Raw genomic sequence first — 18,675 nt, forward strand, 5'->3', positions numbered from 1 at the left:
CAATAAACAATAATGACGTGCAGCAAAACGAGGTCACTTTTACATGGCGAATTTCTTCATCGATCGCCCCATTTTTGCCTGGGTGCTTGCCATCCTGTTGTGTCTGACAGGCGTCCTGGCCATTACTTCACTTCCCGTTGAGCAATACCCTGACCTGGCCCCGCCGAACGTGCGCGTCACCGCAAACTATCCCGGCGCGTCTGCGCAGACGCTGGAAAATACCGTGACGCAGGTTATCGAGCAGAACATGACGGGTCTGGATAATCTGATGTACATGTCCTCGCAAAGCAGCGCCACGGGACAGGCGACGGTTACCCTGAGCTTTAAGGCAGGCACCGACCCGGACGAAGCGGTGCAGCAGGTGCAAAACCAGCTGCAGTCGGCCATGCGCAAACTTCCTCAGGCGGTGCAGAACCAGGGCGTTACCGTGCGTAAAACCGGTGATACCAACATACTGACCATCGCGTTTGTCTCGACGGATGGCTCGATGGATAAACAGGACATTGCGGACTACGTCGCCAGTAATATTCAGGATCCCATCAGCCGCATTAACGGCGTCGGGGATATCGACGCCTACGGCTCACAATACTCCATGCGCATCTGGCTCGATCCGAACAAGCTGAACAGTTATCAGATGACGGCAACCGACGTGACGGATGCCATCAAAGCTCAGAACGCGCAGATTGCCGTAGGGCAACTGGGGGGGACGCCGTCCGTTGATAAGCAAGCCCTGAACGCCACCATTAATTCGCAATCCCTGCTCCAGACGCCGGACCAGTTTCGCAATATCACCCTGCGCGTCAATCAGGATGGATCGGAAGTGCGCCTGGGCGATGTGGCAACGGTGGAAATGGGCGCGGAGAAATATGACTACCTGAGCCGCTTTAACGGCAATCCGGCCTCCGGTCTGGGGATTAAGCTGGCCTCCGGCGCAAACGAAATGGCGACGTCGAAGCTGGTGCTGGACCGTCTGGATGAACTGTCGCAGTATTTCCCGCACGGGCTGGAGTACAAAGTCGCCTATGAAACCACCTCCTTCGTTAAGGCCTCGATTGAGGACGTGGTGAAGACCCTGCTGGAAGCCATTGCCCTGGTGTTCCTGGTCATGTACCTGTTCCTGCAAAACTTCCGCGCCACGCTTATCCCCACCATTGCCGTCCCGGTGGTGCTGCTGGGGACCTTTGCGGTGCTTTACGCGTTCGGGTACAGCATTAACACTCTGACAATGTTTGCCATGGTGCTGGCGATTGGCCTGCTGGTGGACGATGCCATCGTGGTGGTCGAAAACGTCGAGCGCATCATGAGCGAAGAAGGGCTCTCACCGCGCCAGGCGACGCGCAAATCCATGGGGCAAATTCAGGGAGCGCTGGTCGGGATTGCGATGGTGCTGTCGGCCGTCTTTATCCCGATGGCCTTCTTTGGCGGCACCACCGGGGCGATTTACCGCCAGTTCTCAATCACCATCGTCTCGGCGATGGTGCTCTCCGTGCTGGTGGCGCTGATCCTCACCCCCGCGCTGTGCGCCACCCTTCTAAAGCCGCTGCACAAAGGGGAGCAGCACGGGCAGAAAGGGTTCTTCGGCTGGTTTAACCGGATGTTTAACCGCAACGCCGCGCGCTATGAATCTGCCGTTGGCCGCGTACTGCACCGCAGCCTGCGCTGGATGATGATTTACGTTGTGCTGCTGGGCGGTATGGTCTGGCTGTTTATGCACCTGCCCACCTCGTTCCTGCCGATGGAAGACCGGGGGATGTTCACCACCTCGGTGCAGCTCCCGAGCGGCGCTACGCAGCAGCAGACGCTGAAAGTGGTTCAGAAAGTGGAGCAGTATTTCTTCACTCAAGAGAAAGATAACGTTGTGTCGGTCTTCTCCACCGTCGGCTCCGGCCCGGGCGGAAACGGGCAGAACGTCGCCCGGATGTTCGTCCGCCTGAAGGACTGGGACCAGCGCGATACCCGCACGGGCACCTCGTTCGCCATCATTGAACGCGCGACGAAAGCCTTTGCGCGCATCAAAGAAGCGCGCGTCTTTGCCAGCAGCCCGCCAGCGATAAGCGGGCTGGGCAGTTCCGCCGGGTTCGATATGGAGCTGCAGGATCACGCCGGCGCGGGCCACTCGGCGCTAATGGCGGCACGCGACAAGCTGCTGGAGCTGGCAGGAAAAGATTCAGGCCTGACCCGCGTTCGCCATAACGGCCTTGACGACAGCCCGCAGCTGCAGGTGGATATCGATCAGCGCAAGGCGCAGGCGCTGGGCGTCTCGATTAACGATATCAACGACACCCTGCAAACGGCGTGGGGCTCAAGCTATGTGAATGACTTTATGGATCGCGGCCGCGTGAAAAAAGTGTACGTCCAGTCCGCCGCGCCGTACCGCATGCTGCCGGATGATATAAACCGCTGGTTTGTCAGAAATAATGTCGGCGGCATGGTGCCGTTCTCCGCGTTTGCCACCTCGCGCTGGGAGAGCGGCTCGCCGCGCCTGGAGCGCTATAACGGCTACTCTGCGGTTGAAATCGTCGGGGAAGCCGCGCCGGGCGTCAGTACCGGTACCGCGATGGACACCATGGAAAAGCTGGTGCAGCAGCTGCCCGCCGGCTTTGGCCTGGAGTGGACGGCCATGTCTTACCAGGAGCGCCTCTCCGGGGCGCAGGCCCCCGCGCTTTACGCGCTCTCTCTGCTGGTGGTCTTCCTCTGCCTTGCCGCATTGTATGAAAGCTGGTCGGTTCCGTTCTCGGTTATGCTGGTGGTGCCGCTTGGGGTTATCGGCGCGCTGCTGGCGACCTGGATGCGCGGCCTGGAGAACGATGTTTACTTCCAGGTGGGTCTGCTCACCGTGATTGGGCTATCGGCGAAGAACGCCATTCTGATCGTTGAGTTTGCCAATGAGATGAATGCCAAAGGCCACGAGCTGATGGCCGCCACGCTGCACGCCTGCCGTCAGCGCTTACGTCCGATCCTGATGACGTCGCTGGCGTTTGTGTTTGGCGTACTGCCGATGGCAACCAGCACCGGCGCAGGCTCCAGCAGCCAGCATGCCGTCGGTACGGGCGTCATGGGCGGCATGATTTCGGCAACCATTCTGGCCATTTACTTCGTGCCGCTGTTCTTTGTGCTGGTGCGTCGCCGCTTCCCGCTAAAGGAGCGGGCAGAGTAAGTCGCTGAAATAAAAAAAGGCGGCTTAATCGGCCGCCTTTTTACTGTGTGATTAAGTCACACTATGGTTATTTTACTTATTTTAGTGCTCTTGCAATTCTTACTGAATGTCATTTACGAAGCATGCCTTCGATAAAATCTTTCCAGTTCCCCAGTTCACGTTCAATCATAACAACCTCTCTTATTATTATGCGCATTCTACAAAAACGGACCATCGTTGTGAAGACTATTTAACCAATTGCTGTGATTGTACCCCACGTCCTGCGGGGATTTATGATAAATATGAACGGAGTGACCTCAATTTTTTGTGACGGCCAGCAATATTCTGAAATAACCTTACGGATGGGTGAGTTTTATTTTACCTGCTGAGTTTATTCGAAATTTAAACCAGTTGGACATCTATGCTTAAATGATGAAAGAATATTCAGCTTACAGTTGTGAGTCGAATTAAGAAGACCCGTTAATCCAGACAATTCCTGAATGTGTTATATTCCACTTAAGGATATATCTTCGAATTTACTGAACATTTAATTATCAGAACATCAAAAGGATTCATCATGGTTGTGATGTACGGCATTAAAAATTGCGACACCATCAAAAAAGCCCGCCGCTGGCTGGAGGCCAACGGCGTGGAGTACCGCTTCCACGATTACCGTGCCGATGGGCTTGATGCAGAATTTTTGCATAGCGCTATCCGCGAGCGGGGCTGGGAAGCGCTGCTGAACACCCGCGGCACCACCTGGCGTAAACTGGACGAATCCCTGCGCGCCAGCATCAAAGATGCCGACAGCGCGGCCAAACTGATGCTCGACATGCCGGCAATTATCAAACGCCCATTGCTCTGCGCGCCAGGGCAGCCTATGCTGCTGGGTTTCAGTGAAACCCTTTATTCCGACTTTTTTCGTTGAGGTGTAGTTTATGTCATGCCCGGTCATTGAGCTGACTCAGCAGCTTATTCGCCGTCCTTCCCTTAGCCCGGACGACGCAGGTTGTCAGGCGCTTATGATTGAACGCCTGCGTGCCATCGGCTTTACCGTTGAACGCATGGATTTTGGCGATACCCAGAACTTCTGGGCGTGGCGCGGTCAGGGCGAAACGCTGGCCTTTGCCGGGCATACCGACGTCGTTCCCGCCGGTGACGCGGATCGCTGGATTAACCCGCCGTTTGAGCCGACCATCCGCGATGGCATGCTGTTTGGCCGCGGCGCGGCAGACATGAAAGGCTCTCTGGCGGCGATGGTCGTGGCGGCAGAGCGCTTCGTGGCGCAGCATCCGAACCACAAAAACCGTCTCGCGTTTTTAATCACCTCCGACGAAGAAGCCAGCGCGCACAACGGTACCGTGAAGGTCGTTGAAGCGCTGATGGCGCGCAGCGAGCGTCTGGACTACTGCCTGGTCGGCGAGCCGTCCAGTACCGAAGTGGTGGGCGACGTCGTGAAAAACGGTCGCCGTGGCTCACTGACCTGTAACCTCACCATTCACGGCGTTCAGGGGCACGTTGCTTATCCGCATCTGGCCGATAACCCGGTCCATCGCGCCGCGCCGATGCTGAGCGAGCTGGTGGCGATTGAGTGGGATAAGGGCAACGAGTTCTTCCCGCCGACCAGCATGCAGATTGCAAACGTCAAGGCCGGAACCGGCAGCAACAACGTGATCCCGGGGGACTTCTTCGTCCAGTTCAACTTCCGCTTCAGCACCGAACTGACCGATGAAATGATTAAAGCCCGCGTGATCGCCCTGCTGGAAAAATATGAGCTGCGCTATAGCCTGGACTGGTGGCTTTCCGGCCAGCCGTTCCTGACGCAGCGCGGCAAACTGGTGGATGCGGTGGTGAACGCCATCGAGCACTATAATGAAATTAAGCCACAGCTGCTGACGACGGGTGGCACCTCAGACGGACGCTTTATCGCTCGTATGGGGGCTCAGGTTGTCGAACTGGGGCCAGTCAACGCAACCATTCATAAAATAAATGAGTGTGTCAATGCGGCAGATTTGCAACTGCTGGCCCGTATGTATCAACGTATTATGGAGCAACTCGTCGCCTGACGAACGCTCTGAGAGGAATAGCGAATGGATTGGCTTTCAAAGTACTGGTGGGTTCTGGTGCTGGTTTTTCTGGTCGGCGTACTGCTTAACGTGATTAAAGATCTTAAGCGCGTTGACCATAAAAAGTTTCTCGCCAACAAACCGGATCTTCCCCCTCACCGTGATTTTAACGACAAGTGGGACGATGACGACGACTGGCCGAAGAAGGACCAGAAGAAGTAATTGTACTCCCCCCTCACCCTAACCCTCTCCCCAAAGGGAGAGGGTACATGACTCCCCTCGCCCCTGCGGGGAGAGGGGCTGGGGGTGAGGGGCGAAGTGTCTACATAAACTCTACAATATCATCGTTATCCGGCTTACCGCCGCTGAGCGCTTCATCAAAGTAGTGCTTTGGCACGGTATAGCGCAAACGATCGAGCGCAAACTGCATGCTGCGGTCGTCGATCGCGTGGCCCAGATCGTCAACGATGTCCAGCGTCACGTCTCCGCCTTCGCGAATCAACGCTTCCTGCGCGGCAACCGCGTGCGAAAGCTCAATCACCCGGTCTTCACCGCCGTGGATCAGGTGGATCGTGGTCTGCGTTGTCGCGCTCGTCGGCAGCGTCGCAAAGCGGCCGTTAAACGCTATTACCCGCGAAGCCAGACCCGGCTGCGCTTTTATGCTTTCCAGAGACATAATAGATCCCTGCGAGAAGCCAATCAGCGCGGTCGCGTCGGCCCCCACGCCGCTCTGCTGCTGCCAGTAGCGCACAACGTCGATAAACGTCGGCATGATGGCGTCGATGCGCGCCTGACGGTTCTCTTCCGTTACGCCCTGAACCGAGAACCACTGCCGCCCGTTCGGGCCGCATGGCTCTACGCCACCGATGCTGACAATCAGCGCGTCGGGGAAAACGGGCGCAAACCAGCTGCCGATCTGCCCCATATTGACGGCATTATCGCCAACGCCATGAAACAGAAGCAGCAACTGTTTAGCCGGTGTGTCAGGGCTTTGAACTACAAAATGGTCGTGTTTCATGGTGGTCTCCTTAATAGATGACCTGGATTCTACGCCTCCCGGCGGGAATGACCATGCCACTTTACTGAAGAAGTCATTGAAAAAATTGCCATTGCAAAATGTCGTCCTTCAACTGCTGGCAGCGCGGATAGTCAAGGCTTTCAAGCGCTTGCGCGGTTTCGCTGCGCAGCTTCGCCAGCAGCGCTTTTCGCCCGCCCTCTTCCGTTTTGCCTGCCATTTTCCCCCGCAGGGCCGGAAGCGGCATATCGACGGAGAGCATTAACCGCGTCAGCGCGGCAACCGAAGTTGAAAACGCGCGATGCGCAAAAGCAAACCCCGCCAGCTCCAGCCAGTCGTCATTATTAAGGGTAGCTTCCCACCCGTCTGCCACGGGGATCTTTTCACCGTTCCAGGCCGACAGGACGCGCATATCCCGGCACAAACGCCGATGTTCCTGCGTACACAGTTGATGCCCGGCATCGCTCTGCGGCAGGAGCGCCATCGCCGTGTAACATCCGCTGCTGGCCTCCCGATGGCTGCCCATCCTCACCAGCACAAACCCGCACTGCTGCCAGAAGCGCCACAGCGCGTCGGTGTAACCAAAGCTCACCGAGAGATAATCTTCTCCGCTGGCGCTATGGATAAGCCGTTGCCCGATGCCTTCCCGCTGGCGCAGGGGATGAACCGCAATGCGGCTAACCCGTCGCCCTTTCAGCGTTGCCGCGAGAGGAGAGCCGCCGTGCGCCGCGAGAGACTGCGCCACGAGATTCCCGCGCGGACGGCGGTATCCCGCCCACACGGCGCGGCTAAGCTCGGGTGACAACCCGCCCTCATCCACCAGCCAGAGCGCGCCCGCAATATCAGCCCCCGCGTCCGCAACGGCAAAGTGCTGGCCGGGGGCGTCCATCATCCGGCGTAAATCGAGCGGGGACGTCCGGTAGTGTGCAGCACAGAGCAGTTCATACACGCCTGCCACGCGCGTCGGGTCGTTCTCCCACTCTTGTGGCTCCAGAGACCTTATAGACACCTCACCTTCCGGTTTGTGGTTGATAAGCGCATCGTCAAATAACAGAGCATTCGCCACGAACCGCTCAAGCGGACAGCCGGCCGCCCAGCGAATGGGGGTGGATAAGGTATAACGCTGCAACCCGCTGAAACGGGCGCAGAACTTCAGCAGGAATCCCCTGCCCGTTCCTTCATAGCCCTGAACCGTGGTGGTCAACAATACGCGCGGAAAGCGCGTCACCAGCATCTCCAGCAGCGGGCCGGGGATGGCTGCCGCTTCATCGACAATCAGCCAGTCGGCCTGCAGCGAAGAAGCCAGCAGCGCGTCAGGTGCCATAAAATGAAAACGCTCGCCCGCAAAGCGTGCGATGACGTCCGCAGCGCCTTTTGCCGGAGCCGTCACCACCGCACTGCCCGCAATGCGGCTGAGCAGCATGCCCGCCAGCGCTGACTTTCCGCGCCCGCGGGGGGCCGTCACCGCAGCGATGCCCGCAGGCATTGTCACAAGCGCGTCGAGGATCTCACCCTGCTCGCGCTCCGGCGCGCCGCTGGCAGGCTGCCAGGCGGGTAAATCGGGCACGGCGGGAAGCGTCAGAGGCCGATGCTGATGCCAGACGATCGCATCTGAATCGGCGGCAAGCGTCCGGCAGAAGTGGTGAACAAAGTGCGGCGTGGCGATCGGCTCCGCGCTGTCGCTCCAGCGCACCGAATCGCTATCAGGCCTGTCGGCCCAGTCAGCGAGAGGCGGAACCAGCAGCACCAGAAGGCTTCCGGCGCGGAGCGTGCCGCTGAGCGCGGCGAAGGCTGACACGTCAAAACCCGCGCGCGCGTCAAAAACGGCGTGCAGGTATTCGCGTCCCAGCAGTCCGCCGAGGGCCTTAGAGGGGTTTTCATTCAGCCAGGGCCAGTCTCCCGGCAAGGCATCACGCAGGGCCGTCGCCTGGCTCAGCGTCCACCGCTCATCGCCCGTAAGCACCACCAGACGGCGGTGCCCTGTACGCTCAAGCTGGCGTATTAAATGTGCAAACGGCACCATCACATGGCTTTGCCGAAGGTATTACACTGGGCCGGGTCGCCGCTGTCGAAGCCGCGCTTAAACCAGCTGTAGCGCTGCTGCGAGGTACCGTGCGTGAAGCTGTCCGGCACGACGCGCCCCTGGCTCTGCTGCTGAAGACGATCGTCACCGATAGCCTGAGCGGCATTCAGCGCCTCCTCAAGATCGCCGGATTCCAGCACGCCCTGCTGCTGCATGCTGTGGCCCCAGACGCCCGCGAAGCAGTCCGCCTGCAGCTCCATCTTGACGGAAAGGCGGTTCACTTCGGCCTGCGAGGCATTCTGCTGCAGCTGGCGCACTTTTGGCTCAATGCCCAGCAGCTTCTGCACGTGGTGGCCGACTTCATGCGCGATCACGTAGCCCTGGGCAAAATCACCGTCAGCGCCAAGCTTGCGTTTCATGTCATCGTAAAAAGAGAGATCGATATAGACGGTGCTATCTGCCGGGCAGTAGAACGGCCCCATCACGGACTGCCCGGTACCGCATCCGGTGCGGGTTGCGCCCCGGTACATCACCAGCTTCGGCTGCTGGTAGGTACGCCCCATCTTCTCGAACAGCTGGCTCCAGGTATCTTCCGTTGTCGCGAGAATAACAGAGGTAAATTTGGCCGCTTCATCTTCATTCGGGCTGATGGAGCGCTGAGAATGTTGCTGCTGTTGCAGCGGCTGGCCGGTCATCAACCCGGTGAGGTCAACGCCGTAGTAACCCGCGACTAACACCACGATCAGCAGGATGATCCCGCCCTTGCCGCTGGGTAACCGGAAGCCGGGTCCGCCCATTGAAGGACCGCCGCCGCCCTCGCTGCGCCTGTCTTCTACATTGTCACTTTCACGACGCCCTTGCCAGCGCATAACCACCTCGAACTATTCCATTTATAATAGCTATGATCGTAGGCGGTTAACGGCAAGATTACCATAGGAAACAAGGGTAAGACGCCAAAGGATGCGAACATCCTTTGGCAAGTGAGGGAGTTAGTCGAGCTTAACGCCTAAACGGTGAGCAACCGCTTCGTACGCTTCAATCAGGCCACCCAGGCTCTGACGGAAACGGTCTTTGTCCATTTTATCCAGGGTTTCTTTGTCCCACAGGCGGCTGCCGTCCGGAGAGAACTCATCGCCCAGTACCACTTCGCCTTTGAACAGACCAAACTCCAGCTTGAAGTCGACGAGGATCAGGCCCGCGTCATCAAACAGCTTTTTCAGCACGTCGTTGGCCTTGTAGGTCAGCTCTTTCATGCGCGCCAGGTTCTCTTTGTTCACCCAGCCGAAGGTTTCGCAGTAGGAGTCATTCACCATCGGGTCGTGCATGGCATCGTTTTTCAGGAACAGGTCGAACAGCGGTGGATTCAGTTCGATGCCTTCTTCAATGCCCAGACGCTTCACCAGGGAGCCCGCTGCACGGTTACGAATAACGCACTCAACCGGCACCATATCCAGTTTTTTCACCAGACATTCCGTATCGGACAGCAACGCTTCCATCTGAGTCGGGATACCCGCTTCGGCCAGTTTGGTCATAATGAAGTGGTTGAACTTGTTGTTCACCATGCCTTTACGATCGAACTGCTCAATGCGTGCGCCATCCCCTGCTGACGTATCATTGCGGAACTCGAGCACCAACAGATCCGGGTTTTCCGTGCTGTATACGGTCTTCGCTTTGCCACGATACAACTCAGCTTGCTTCTGCATCTTCATTACTCCTGGTGTGATGATTGGTGTTCAAAACTGGGCATATTATGCCACGCACACGTTTGCGTAGCACGAAAATAAAAAGGGCGGGATTAACCCGCCCTCTTATTTATTTGCTGAATGCTGCCTGGAAGACAGCGACCAGCGCATCGTTCTGCGACTGGGTCAGCGTATGACCTTTTGGATCGATGAACTGCAGGCTACTGCGGTTATCAAGGTCGCCGACCTGAATTTTGTAGTCACCGGAGGCAAGCTGAGGATCTTTCGCGCCCAGCTCCTGCCACGCGCTGTCGGAGAGCGGCTTATAGGTTGCCGTCATGCTGCCGGTCGAACGCGTGCTGTCGGTCACCTTCATGCCCACTTTTTCCAGCGTCGCTGGCAGACGCTGCCAGGTCTGGTTAAACGGTGCACGGACCACCAGCATTGGCAGGCCGGTATCATCCGCGCCGCTCTGGACATCGAAGGTCACGCCGTTGCGGCTCTGTGCGGCGTTGGCGGCATCGGTCGCGGTCTTATCCAGACCTGCGGCAATAACGTTCAGCATTTCGGTGCTGTAACGCTGCAGGGACGCGGCATCCGCAACCGGTTTACCCGCCTGCTCAAGATTCAACAGCTTAACGTTAACCGCCTGCTGATAACCCTGTGGCTTAACGGAGACTTGATAGCGACCGCGGTACTGCTGATCTTCATCCAGACGGTTCCATTCGATCCAGTCGGTGGTTAACGTCTGGCTGGCGTCATCCCGTTTATCGATGGTGTAGTTCTTCGACTGAATAACGCTGACAACCTGCGGCCACAGATTGCTACCGCGCGCGCTCTCAACCATCAGAGACGCCGTATCACCGGTGAACTGGGTACGCGCCCCGTTGACCAGCGCCAGAGGCTGTGCAGGTGGACGAATATCAAGCGCTTTACCGACCGGGCCGCTGCCGTTGGTCACGGGAATATTATAATCGCCGTTCTGAATCGGCAGGATCATCCCCGCCGGAGCGTGAAGTTCAGCAAGCGGGGTCGCATCCAGATAGGATTCATCACCGCTCACCTGGCGCTTGTAGCGCGAGTCTGAACTACAGGCAGCGAGCAGCATAACAAGCGAAACACTCGCAACCTTCGCCAGGCGCGACTTCTGTACTGAATAAGCCATCAAATCTCCCTAAACTCTACAGCAAACCGGCATGCTTCAGCGCTGCCCTGACGATATCACGACCGTGGTCGGTAATCGGTGTCATTGGCAGACGCAGCGTGTCGGTTGCTACAAGCCCCAACTCCTTACATGCCCATTTCACTGGGATCGGATTGGGTTCGACAAATAATTTATTGTGCAGCGGCATCAGACGCTGGTTAATCACGCGCGCTTCATCAAAGTGACCGGCTGCGGCCAGTTTGCACATTTCAGCCATGTCGCGCGCCGCAACGTTTGACGTTACGGAGATCACGCCGTGACCGCCGAGCTGCATAAAGTCCAGCGCGGTCGCATCATCACCGCTCAACAGGATAAAGTCATCTGAAACCAGCTCTTTGAGCTGATGAACGCGGCTTAAGTTCCCTGTCGCCTCTTTAATACCAATAATATTTTTTACTTCCGAGAGACGACCGACGGTTTCCGGCAGCATATCGCAACCGGTACGGGACGGCACATTATACAGAATTTGTGGCAAGTCAGTATGTTCAGCGATGGCTTTGAAGTGCTGGAACAAACCTTCCTGAGTAGGACGGTTGTAATAAGGGGTCACCGTCAGACAGCCAACAATGCCGCTGTCGTTAAAACGTTTGGTCAGGCTGATCGCTTCTGCGGTGGCATTCGCCCCTGTGCCCGCGATGACCGGAATACGTCCGTCAGCCAGTTCGAGGGTCAGCATCACCACATCACCGTGCTCGTCGTGGCTCAGCGTTGCAGATTCACCGGTAGTCCCTACCGAAACGATCGCCGAGGTTCCATTGGCGACATGGTAATCAATCAGCTTCTTCATGCTAGACCGGCAGACGTTACCTTTTTCATCCATCGGTGTTACAAGCGCGACAATACTTCCCGTGAACATGAGCCATCCTCTGTGCGAACAAGAGCCTCAATGGTACGTTTGGAACTGTAATAAAAGCAAGCGACCTGAGGCCCTCAGGCGGTTGTATGCATGTTTTTTTTATGCTTTCCTTAGGAAGACTTAACCATGCAAAGGAAGAACAGGTTTGACAACCTCATCACAACATTACCTGGTTATCACTGCGCTGGGTGCCGACAGGCCGGGTATCGTGAACACCATCACCCGCCACGTAAGCAGCTGCGGCTGTAATATCGAAGACAGCCGTCTGGCGATGCTTGGCGAAGAGTTCACATTTATTATGTTACTTTCCGGGACATGGAACGCCATTACGTTGATTGAATCGACCCTGCCGCTGAAGGGGGCCGAACTGGATTTGCTGATCGTCATGAAGCGCACCACTGCGCGTCCGCGTCCGGCGCTGCCTTCTACCGTCTGGGTACAGGTTGAAGTGCCTGACTCTCCACATCTGATTGAGCGTTTCACGGCGCTTTTTGACAGTCATCAGATGAATATTGCCGAACTGGTTTCCCGAACGCAGACCAGCGATGAACAGGGTCTTCCGGTGCTGTTTATTCAAATTACCGCGCACAGCCCCGCCTCACAGGATGCGTCAAATATCGAGCAAGCGTTCAAAGCCCTCTGTACAGAATTAAACGCGCAGGGCAGTATAAGCGTCGTCAATTATTCGCAGCACGAACAGGATGGAGTTGAGTAATGAACCCACTGAAAGCCGGTGACATCGCACCGAAATTTAGCTTACCGGATCAAGACGGCGAGCAAGTAAATTTGACCGACTTCCAGGGACAGCGTGTTCTGGTCTATTTCTACCCGAAAGCCATGACCCCCGGCTGCACCGTACAGGCCTGCGGCTTACGCGACAACATGGACGAGTTGAAGAAAGTCGGCGTGGAAGTGCTGGGTATCAGCACGGATAAACCAGAAAAGCTGTCACGATTTGCTGAAAAAGAGCTGCTGAACTTCACGCTGCTTTCTGATGAAGACCATCAGGTGTGCGAACAGTTCGGGGTCTGGGGCGAGAAGACGTTTATGGGGAAAACCTACGACGGCATTCACCGCATCAGCTTCCTGATTGACGCTGACGGTAAAGTTGAACATGTGTTTGACGACTTCAAAACCAGCAACCACCACGACGTGGTGTTGAACTGGCTGAAAGCGAACGCCTGATCAACAGCAAAAAGGCAACGTCAGTTGCCTTTTTTAATGTTTGCTCCCTCTCCCGTGGGAGAGGGTTGGGGTGAGGGCATCAGCCCGCACAAAACCTACTTCTCTTCCACCGCCGGCACGTCCGGCCACGCGTGGACGACGGCTTTAATCAGCGTCGCCAGCGGAATCGCAAAGAACACGCCCCAGAATCCCCACAGCCCGCCAAAAATCACCACGGATAAGATAATCACCAGCGGATGCAGGTTTACCGCCTCGGAGAACAGCACCGGTACCAGCAGGTTACCGTCCAGCCCCTGAATAATCAGGTACACCGCGAAGCAGCTCCAGAACTCCGTCCCCAGCCCGAACTGGAACAGCGCGACGCCAACCACCGGAATGGTCACCACAAAGGCGCCGATGTACGGAATCAGGACCGAGAACCCCACCAGCACCGCCAGCAGCAGCGAGTAGTTCAGGCCGAAGATCAGGAAGCCAATCCAGGTCGCCACGCCGACCACAATCATCTCCAGCACCTTGCCGCGAATGTAGTTGGTGATCTGCTGGTTCATCTCTTCCCAGACCTGCCCCGCCAGCCCGCGGTTGCGCGGCAGTACACGGCGCACGGCGTTGAGCATCTGGTCTTTATCTTTCACCAGGAAGAAGACCATCAGCGGCACGAGCACAAGGTAAACCGCCAGCGTCAGCAGCCCCACCAGGGAGGCAAGAGAATACTTCACCACCGAGTCGCCCATCGTCATGATGCGGGCGCGCATATTTTCGGCCATCGCGTCGATAATCCCGGCGTCCATCAAGGCCGGGTAACGGCGCGGCAGCGTGGCGGCGAAATCAGACAGCTTGTTCAGCATGCCGGGCATATCGCGGATCAGGTAGATCCCCTGCTGCCAGGCCACCGGCATCACCACAAAGGCCATTAACAGCAGGATGCCGACAAACAGTACCAGCACGATGCTTGCCGCCCAGCGACGAGAACAGCCGATATGTTCCAGGCGCGCCGTTGGCCACTCCAGCAGGTACGCCAGCACAATCGCCACCAGCAGGGGAGCGAGCAGGCCGCTGAAGAAGAACAGAATACCGAACCCGGCAACCAGAATAACCAACAGAGCAATGGCTTCCGGGTCGCTGAACCGGCGCCGGTACCACTGCATTAACATTTCGAGCATACAACCCTTCCCTGAATCGAATGGCGGGAGTGAGACGGTGAATTGTATCTAACTGTCACAAAAAAGACTTTCGCTTTTTGTATCGCTGTCACAATCCGCAAAAGCCTGATGAATGGGATTTTCTTCATGCTGCAACACGGCTACACTCGCAGGGCAGCAGAGATGAACGATACGCCGGTTCATCGGTCAAATTAGCACATCCAACATACAGGACAGTGGTTATGTTCAGGCAATTGAGAAAAACACTGGTTGCAACACTGATTGCCGCGGTGACGGTCGGTCAGGTGTTGCCCGCTTTTGCTGACTCGTCCGATACATTGCCGGACATGGGCACCACGGCAGGAAGCACGCTCTCTATTGGGCAAGAGATGCAAATGGGGGATTACTATGTTCGCCAGCTGCGCGGCAGCGCCCCGCTGATCAACGACCCTTTGCTGGTACAGTACATAAACGGGCTGGGGATGCGCCTGGTGGCACACGCCAACTCGGTAAAAACGCCCTTCCATTTCTATTTAATCAATAATGACGAAATCAACGCCTTCGCCTTCTTTGGCGGTAACGTGGTGCTGCATTCGGCGTTATTCCGTTATTCAGACAACGAAAGCCAGCTGGCCTCGGTGATGGCGCACGAAATTTCGCACGTCACGCAGCGCCACCTGGCGCGCGCCATGGAAGACCAGAAGCGTAACGCTCCCCTCACCTGGGTGGGCGCGCTGGGCTCTATTCTGCTGGCCATGGCCAGCCCGCAGGCCGGAATGGCGGCCCTGACCGGGACGCTGGCAGGAACGCGCCAGGGGATGATCAGCTTCACCCAGCAAAACGAACAGGAAGCGGACCGCATCGGGATCCAGGTGCTGCAGCGTTCGGGCTTTGACCCGCAGGCCATGCCGAGCTTCCTGGAAAAACTGCTCGATCAGGCGCGTTACTCTTCCCGTCCGCCGGAAATTCTGTTGACCCACCCGCTGCCGGAAAGCCGCCTGTCGGACGCGCGTAACCGTGCCAACCAGATGCGCCCTGTCGTCGTCCAGTCGTCGCAGGATTTCTACATGGCGAAGGTGAGAACGCTCGGCATGTACAATTCCGGGCGTAACCAGCTCACCAGCGACCTGCTGGATACCCTGGCGAAAGGCAACGTGCGTGAGAAAAACGCCGCGCAGTATGGCCAGGCGCTCCAGGCGATGGAGGCCAGCAAATACGATGAGGCGCGTAAAGCGCTGCAACCGCTTCTGGCTGCGGACCCGAACAACCCGTGGTACCTCGATCTGTCGACGGATATCGATCTGGGACAGAAGAAAACGGCCGATGCGATTAACCGTCTGAAAGGGGCGAAAGACGTCCGTACCAACCCGGTGCTGCAGCTTAACCTGGCGAACGCTTACTTACAGGGCGGCCAGCCTGGCGAAGCGGCGACCATTCTGAACCGCTACACCTTTAATAATAAAGACGACCAAAACGGCTGGGATCTGCTCGCTCAGGCGGAAGCCCAGCTTGGCAACCGCGATCAGGAGCTGGCGGCGCGTGCCGAAGGTTTTGCCCTCGTAGGCCGCCTCGATCAGGCGATTTCCATGTTGAGCAGTGCCAGCTCGCAGGTCAAGCTCGGCAGCCTCCAGCAGGCCCGTTACGACGCGCGTATCGATCAGCTGCGTGGCCTGCAGCAGCGCTTTAAGCCGTACGAGAAGATGTAATAAAGGAGAATTCACGTCATGACCGACGCCGTAAAAATCTATCACAACCCGCGCTGTTCAAAGAGCCGCGACACGCTCAGCCTGCTGAAGTCGAACGGCGTTGAGCCGGAGGTGGTGCTGTATCTCGATACGCCACCGGACGCAGAGACCCTTCGCCAGCTGCTGCATATGCTGGGAATGGGCAGTGCAAGAGAGCTGATGCGCCAGAAAGAAGATCTGTATAAGTCGCTTAACCTGAATGACAGCCGCCTGACCGAGGCGGAACTGCTCCAGGCGATGGTTGAAAATCCAAAGCTGATTGAGCGACCGATTGTGGTGGCAAACGGTCGGGCGCGCATTGGACGCCCGCCGGAAGACGTGCTCGAGATCCTCTAATCCCTGTGCCGCAGCGCTTCCAGAAAGGCCTGCGGCGTGCTCTCTCCCAACTTTTTCTGCGCTTTTCCCTGATTGTAAAATTCACACAGCTGGATCAACAGCTCGCCTGCCGGTTTACTGTTCAGACGTGGGATGATTTCACCCAGCGGCAGAGTAACCTGCACGGCGCAGTATGGCTGCGGATGCACCTTCACGGTGACAGGACGCTCCTCAGGCTTTACCTCTAGCCCAAAAGTCTCAACAGATTGAATATCAGCAGGACAGGCTTCAATCGCCTCGCGCACCCAGCGGGCGAGCAGCTGCGGTGAAAGGCCCGCATACAGCCGGGCGTAGCACCAGCCGCTCACGGGTTCACGCGCCCAGAGCAGATGCTGCTCCCCACCGTCGTCCATATGCAGCGACAGAGGCTGATGATGCAGCAGAAGTGTTTGCGGCACGATGCCTGCCTTCAGCGCCTTTTTACCCTGCAACGTCGCGCCCTTGTGCTTTACCGAAGCCGGCTTGAGATAGCGGTTCAGGGTCGCGCGGGAGACGGCGATCCCGAGTCCGTCATTGACCATCTGCAGCAGTTCGTCCAGCGGTGCGCCTGTGGCATCCCGCAGGGCATTGACCAGCACAACCTGCTCCTGTCTCAACGCTTTGTGTATCACTTTTGGCGTCGTGTGGTTATCTGAAACCTGCTCGCGGTTGCGCCAGCGCCTGACCGTAGTGACCGAAATACCCAGCTCAACCGCCAGCTCTCTGTCGCTTTTATCTGACTGCTGAAGATAGCGACGGATGCGCGGCGTCGTGGTGGCATTTGCATGCAGTTTAATTTCCATCGCAGGATCCTCAGAACCAATCTTATGAGATTTATACTACATCAGCGATTGCTTTGTGACCGATTTCACCTTTCGCTCGCCACGCTTCACTGATAATCCCCAGACATAACACAAACAACACCCCTCAATCTTGTACGGAGTTCACAATGAACAATGTTCTGGGATTTCTTGAAGCAAAACTGATGCCGCTGGCGGCCAAAACGGCCCAGCAGCGTCATCTCGGGGCCATTCGCGGCGCCTACGTATCCTTCATGCCGTTCATCATCGTCGGCTCTATTCTGCTGGTGATTTCGTCATTCCCGAATCAGGCCTATCAGCAATTTATGTCTCAGGCCTTTGGTGAGAGCTGGAGCGCCATTATTGAAATTCCGTTCAACGCGGTGTTCTCCACCATGTCGCTGTTCATCAGTTTCCTGGTCGCCTTCCGCCTGGCGGAACATTATGGTGAAGATCGCATCTCCTGCGGCATTCTGGCGCTGGTCGCCTTTCTCATCCTGACGCCCTTTATCAAAGTGGCGGAAAACGGCGGCATTACCGTCATTCCGGTGGAGTGGATTGGCAGCAAGGGGCTGTTCGTGGCGATGATCGGTTCCCTGCTTTGGACCGAGCTGTTCTGCTGGCTCAAGCGCAAAAATCTGGTCATTAAAATGCCGGACGGCGTGCCGCCTGCGGTTCAGGAGTCGTTCGCCGCGCTGATCCCGGCGCTGGTGGTGATGATTGTGGTGCTGGGTATCCGCATCGTGTTTGAAAACACCCACTACAGTACCATCCATCAGTTTATTTACGAGGTGGTCGCCACGCCGGTACGCCACTATGGCACCTCTTATTTCGGCGCGCTGATGACCGTATTCAGCATCACCATTCTGTGGTCAGTGGGCATTAACTCCGGCTCGATGATCAACGGCATCATTCGTCCGCTGTGGATGGAGAACCAGACCGACAACATCGCCGCCATTCAGGCAGGCACGACGCCGCCGCACATTATCACCGAGCAGTTTTTTGACATGATCTGGATGGGCGGCGCGGGCGCCACGCTGTCGCTGGTGATTGCGATGCTGATTTTCGCCCGCAGCAAAAACATGCGCGAAGTGGCGCGCCTCGGCGCGGGGGCATCGGTCTTTAACATCAACGAACCGATCCTGTTTGGCCTGCCGGTGATCATGAACCCCATCATGCTTATTCCGTTCAACCTGGTGCCGCTGGTGCTGGTTACCGTGCAGTATGCGGCGATGAAAATTGGCGCGGTCGCCGTCACCACCGGGGTATTTATCCCCTGGACGCTGCCGCCGGTCATCAGCGGCTTTATCGTTACCGGGCACCTGAGCGGCAGCGTGATGCAGCTTATCAACCTGCTGATTGGCGCCATGCTGTATCTGCCTTTTATGCGTATCGTGGACAAACAGTACCGCGCGGCGGAAATGTCCATCGTTACGCAAACCGATACCACCCTTGCAAAACAGGAGTAAA

The 18,675-nt window shown here is 57.1% G+C and carries 18 protein-coding genes; 9 read left to right on the top strand and 9 right to left on the bottom strand.

Translation table 11 applies throughout. The annotated features are described in order from the left end of the window. Nucleotides 1–43: 43 nt before the first annotated feature. On the top strand, nt 44–3,157 hold the full coding sequence (gene acrD, locus FY206_RS17930; RefSeq protein WP_032643521.1) for a multidrug efflux RND transporter permease AcrD: 3,114 nt from the start codon (nt 44–46) through the stop codon (nt 3,155–3,157). A gap of 109 nt (nt 3,158–3,266) precedes the next feature. Here the strand turns inward: acrD and ypfM are convergent, their stop codons facing one another. Continuing rightward, nucleotides 3,267–3,326, bottom strand: coding sequence for a protein YpfM (gene ypfM / locus FY206_RS17935; RefSeq protein ID WP_015572204.1), 60 nt, complete (start codon nt 3,324–3,326; stop codon nt 3,267–3,269). Between the two features lie 387 nt (nt 3,327–3,713). On the opposite strand from ypfM, the gene FY206_RS17940 reads away from it, so the two are divergent. The 3 genes from FY206_RS17940 to FY206_RS17950 are packed head-to-tail and all read left to right on the top strand — an operon-like array spanning nt 3,714 to nt 5,424. After that, a complete protein-coding gene (locus tag FY206_RS17940; protein ID WP_032643523.1) occupies nt 3,714–4,064 on the top strand; it encodes an ArsC family reductase in 351 nt (116 codons plus the stop codon). A 10-nt stretch (nt 4,065–4,074) separates the two neighbouring features. Further along, nucleotides 4,075–5,202: a succinyl-diaminopimelate desuccinylase gene (dapE, locus tag FY206_RS17945; RefSeq protein ID WP_032643525.1), complete on the top strand. Its 1,128-nt coding sequence runs from the start codon at nt 4,075–4,077 to the stop codon at nt 5,200–5,202. Between the two features lie 24 nt (nt 5,203–5,226). Beyond that, nucleotides 5,227–5,424, top strand: a complete 198-nt coding sequence (locus FY206_RS17950; protein ID WP_008501627.1) for a YpfN family protein — start codon at nt 5,227–5,229, stop codon at nt 5,422–5,424. 100 nt (nt 5,425–5,524) lie between these two features. On the opposite strand, the gene ypfH is transcribed toward FY206_RS17950, so the two are convergent. From ypfH to dapA, 6 genes are all read right to left on the bottom strand, one after another. Further along, nucleotides 5,525–6,220 (bottom strand): esterase, encoded by a 696-nt coding sequence (gene ypfH, locus FY206_RS17955; RefSeq protein WP_032643527.1) that lies wholly within the window; start codon nt 6,218–6,220, stop codon nt 5,525–5,527. 73 nt (nt 6,221–6,293) lie between these two features. Beyond that, nucleotides 6,294–8,240, bottom strand: coding sequence for a tRNA(Met) cytidine acetyltransferase TmcA (locus FY206_RS17960; RefSeq protein ID WP_077064330.1), 1,947 nt, complete (start codon nt 8,238–8,240; stop codon nt 6,294–6,296). Beyond that, the gene (gene ypfJ / locus FY206_RS17965; RefSeq protein WP_032643532.1) at nt 8,240–9,109 is read right to left on the bottom strand and encodes a KPN_02809 family neutral zinc metallopeptidase; all 870 of its coding nucleotides are present in this window, start codon (nt 9,107–9,109) and stop codon (nt 8,240–8,242) included. The genes FY206_RS17960 and ypfJ overlap by 1 nt, the downstream gene beginning before the upstream one ends. A 120-nt stretch (nt 9,110–9,229) precedes the next feature. After that, the gene (gene purC / locus FY206_RS17970) at nt 9,230–9,943 is read right to left on the bottom strand and encodes a phosphoribosylaminoimidazolesuccinocarboxamide synthase (protein ID WP_008501631.1); all 714 of its coding nucleotides are present in this window, start codon (nt 9,941–9,943) and stop codon (nt 9,230–9,232) included. Nucleotides 9,944–10,052: 109 nt separating this feature from the next. Then, nucleotides 10,053–11,087, bottom strand: coding sequence for an outer membrane protein assembly factor BamC (gene bamC / locus FY206_RS17975; protein WP_032643534.1), 1,035 nt, complete (start codon nt 11,085–11,087; stop codon nt 10,053–10,055). Nucleotides 11,088–11,103: 16 nt separating this feature from the next. Continuing rightward, entirely contained in the window at nt 11,104–11,982 is an 879-nt protein-coding gene (dapA, locus tag FY206_RS17980) for a 4-hydroxy-tetrahydrodipicolinate synthase (protein WP_032643536.1), read from the bottom strand. Between the two features lie 145 nt (nt 11,983–12,127). Here dapA and FY206_RS17985 point away from each other — a divergent pair, with 145 nt between their 5' ends. Further along, entirely contained in the window at nt 12,128–12,697 is a 570-nt protein-coding gene (locus FY206_RS17985; protein WP_032643538.1) for a glycine cleavage system transcriptional repressor, read from the top strand. Continuing rightward, a complete protein-coding gene (gene bcp, locus FY206_RS17990; RefSeq protein ID WP_032643540.1) occupies nt 12,697–13,167 on the top strand; it encodes a thioredoxin-dependent thiol peroxidase in 471 nt (156 codons plus the stop codon). The genes FY206_RS17985 and bcp overlap by 1 nt, the downstream gene beginning before the upstream one ends. 95 nt (nt 13,168–13,262) lie before the next feature. Here bcp and FY206_RS17995 read toward each other — a convergent pair whose 3' ends face one another. Further along, nucleotides 13,263–14,327 carry an AI-2E family transporter gene (locus FY206_RS17995; protein ID WP_032643541.1) on the bottom strand — a complete coding sequence of 355 codons (1,065 nt, stop codon included), beginning with the start codon at nt 14,325–14,327 and terminating at the stop codon, nt 13,263–13,265. A gap of 221 nt (nt 14,328–14,548) precedes the next feature. On the opposite strand from FY206_RS17995, the gene bepA reads away from it, so the two are divergent. Together bepA and arsC are read left to right on the top strand one after the other, a co-directional pair. Next, on the top strand, nt 14,549–16,012 hold the full coding sequence (bepA, locus tag FY206_RS18000) for a beta-barrel assembly-enhancing protease (protein ID WP_032643543.1): 1,464 nt from the start codon (nt 14,549–14,551) through the stop codon (nt 16,010–16,012). Between the two features lie 18 nt (nt 16,013–16,030). Next, entirely contained in the window at nt 16,031–16,387 is a 357-nt protein-coding gene (gene arsC / locus FY206_RS18005) for an arsenate reductase (glutaredoxin) (RefSeq protein WP_032643544.1), read from the top strand. Here the strand turns inward: arsC and FY206_RS18010 are convergent. Further along, nucleotides 16,384–17,208 carry a homeodomain-like domain protein gene (locus tag FY206_RS18010; RefSeq protein ID WP_032643546.1) on the bottom strand — a complete coding sequence of 275 codons (825 nt, stop codon included), beginning with the start codon at nt 17,206–17,208 and terminating at the stop codon, nt 16,384–16,386. The genes arsC and FY206_RS18010 overlap by 4 nt on opposite strands. Before the next feature lie 146 nt (nt 17,209–17,354). On the opposite strand from FY206_RS18010, the gene celB reads away from it, so the two are divergent. After that, nucleotides 17,355–18,674: a PTS cellobiose transporter subunit IIC gene (gene celB, locus FY206_RS18015; protein WP_032643547.1), complete on the top strand. Its 1,320-nt coding sequence runs from the start codon at nt 17,355–17,357 to the stop codon at nt 18,672–18,674. The last annotated feature ends 1 nt before the right edge of the window (nt 18,675 follow it).

The organism is Enterobacter chengduensis (genome assembly GCF_001984825.2).
Lineage (GTDB): Bacteria > Pseudomonadota > Gammaproteobacteria > Enterobacterales > Enterobacteriaceae > Enterobacter > Enterobacter chengduensis.

Excerpts from the sequence above, each read along its gene's own strand:
- acrD (WP_032643521.1), top strand. The coding sequence starts at position 44 with ATGGCGAATTTCTTCATCGATCGCCCCATTTTTGCCTGGGTGCTTGCC.
- FY206_RS17940 (WP_032643523.1), top strand. The coding sequence starts at position 3,714 with ATGGTTGTGATGTACGGCATTAAAAATTGCGACACCATCAAAAAAGCC.
- dapE (WP_032643525.1), top strand. The coding sequence starts at position 4,075 with ATGTCATGCCCGGTCATTGAGCTGACTCAGCAGCTTATTCGCCGTCCT.
- FY206_RS17950 (WP_008501627.1), top strand. The coding sequence starts at position 5,227 with ATGGATTGGCTTTCAAAGTACTGGTGGGTTCTGGTGCTGGTTTTTCTG.
- ypfH (WP_032643527.1), bottom strand. The coding sequence starts at position 6,220 with ATGAAACACGACCATTTTGTAGTTCAAAGCCCTGACACACCGGCTAAA.
- FY206_RS17960 (WP_077064330.1), bottom strand. The coding sequence starts at position 8,240 with ATGGTGCCGTTTGCACATTTAATACGCCAGCTTGAGCGTACAGGGCAC.
- ypfJ (WP_032643532.1), bottom strand. The coding sequence starts at position 9,109 with ATGCGCTGGCAAGGGCGTCGTGAAAGTGACAATGTAGAAGACAGGCGC.
- purC (WP_008501631.1), bottom strand. The coding sequence starts at position 9,943 with ATGCAGAAGCAAGCTGAGTTGTATCGTGGCAAAGCGAAGACCGTATAC.
- bamC (WP_032643534.1), bottom strand. The coding sequence starts at position 11,087 with ATGGCTTATTCAGTACAGAAGTCGCGCCTGGCGAAGGTTGCGAGTGTT.
- dapA (WP_032643536.1), bottom strand. The coding sequence starts at position 11,982 with ATGTTCACGGGAAGTATTGTCGCGCTTGTAACACCGATGGATGAAAAA.
- bcp (WP_032643540.1), top strand. The coding sequence starts at position 12,697 with ATGAACCCACTGAAAGCCGGTGACATCGCACCGAAATTTAGCTTACCG.
- FY206_RS17995 (WP_032643541.1), bottom strand. The coding sequence starts at position 14,327 with ATGCTCGAAATGTTAATGCAGTGGTACCGGCGCCGGTTCAGCGACCCG.
- bepA (WP_032643543.1), top strand. The coding sequence starts at position 14,549 with ATGTTCAGGCAATTGAGAAAAACACTGGTTGCAACACTGATTGCCGCG.
- arsC (WP_032643544.1), top strand. The coding sequence starts at position 16,031 with ATGACCGACGCCGTAAAAATCTATCACAACCCGCGCTGTTCAAAGAGC.
- FY206_RS18010 (WP_032643546.1), bottom strand. The coding sequence starts at position 17,208 with ATGGAAATTAAACTGCATGCAAATGCCACCACGACGCCGCGCATCCGT.
- celB (WP_032643547.1), top strand. The coding sequence starts at position 17,355 with ATGAACAATGTTCTGGGATTTCTTGAAGCAAAACTGATGCCGCTGGCG.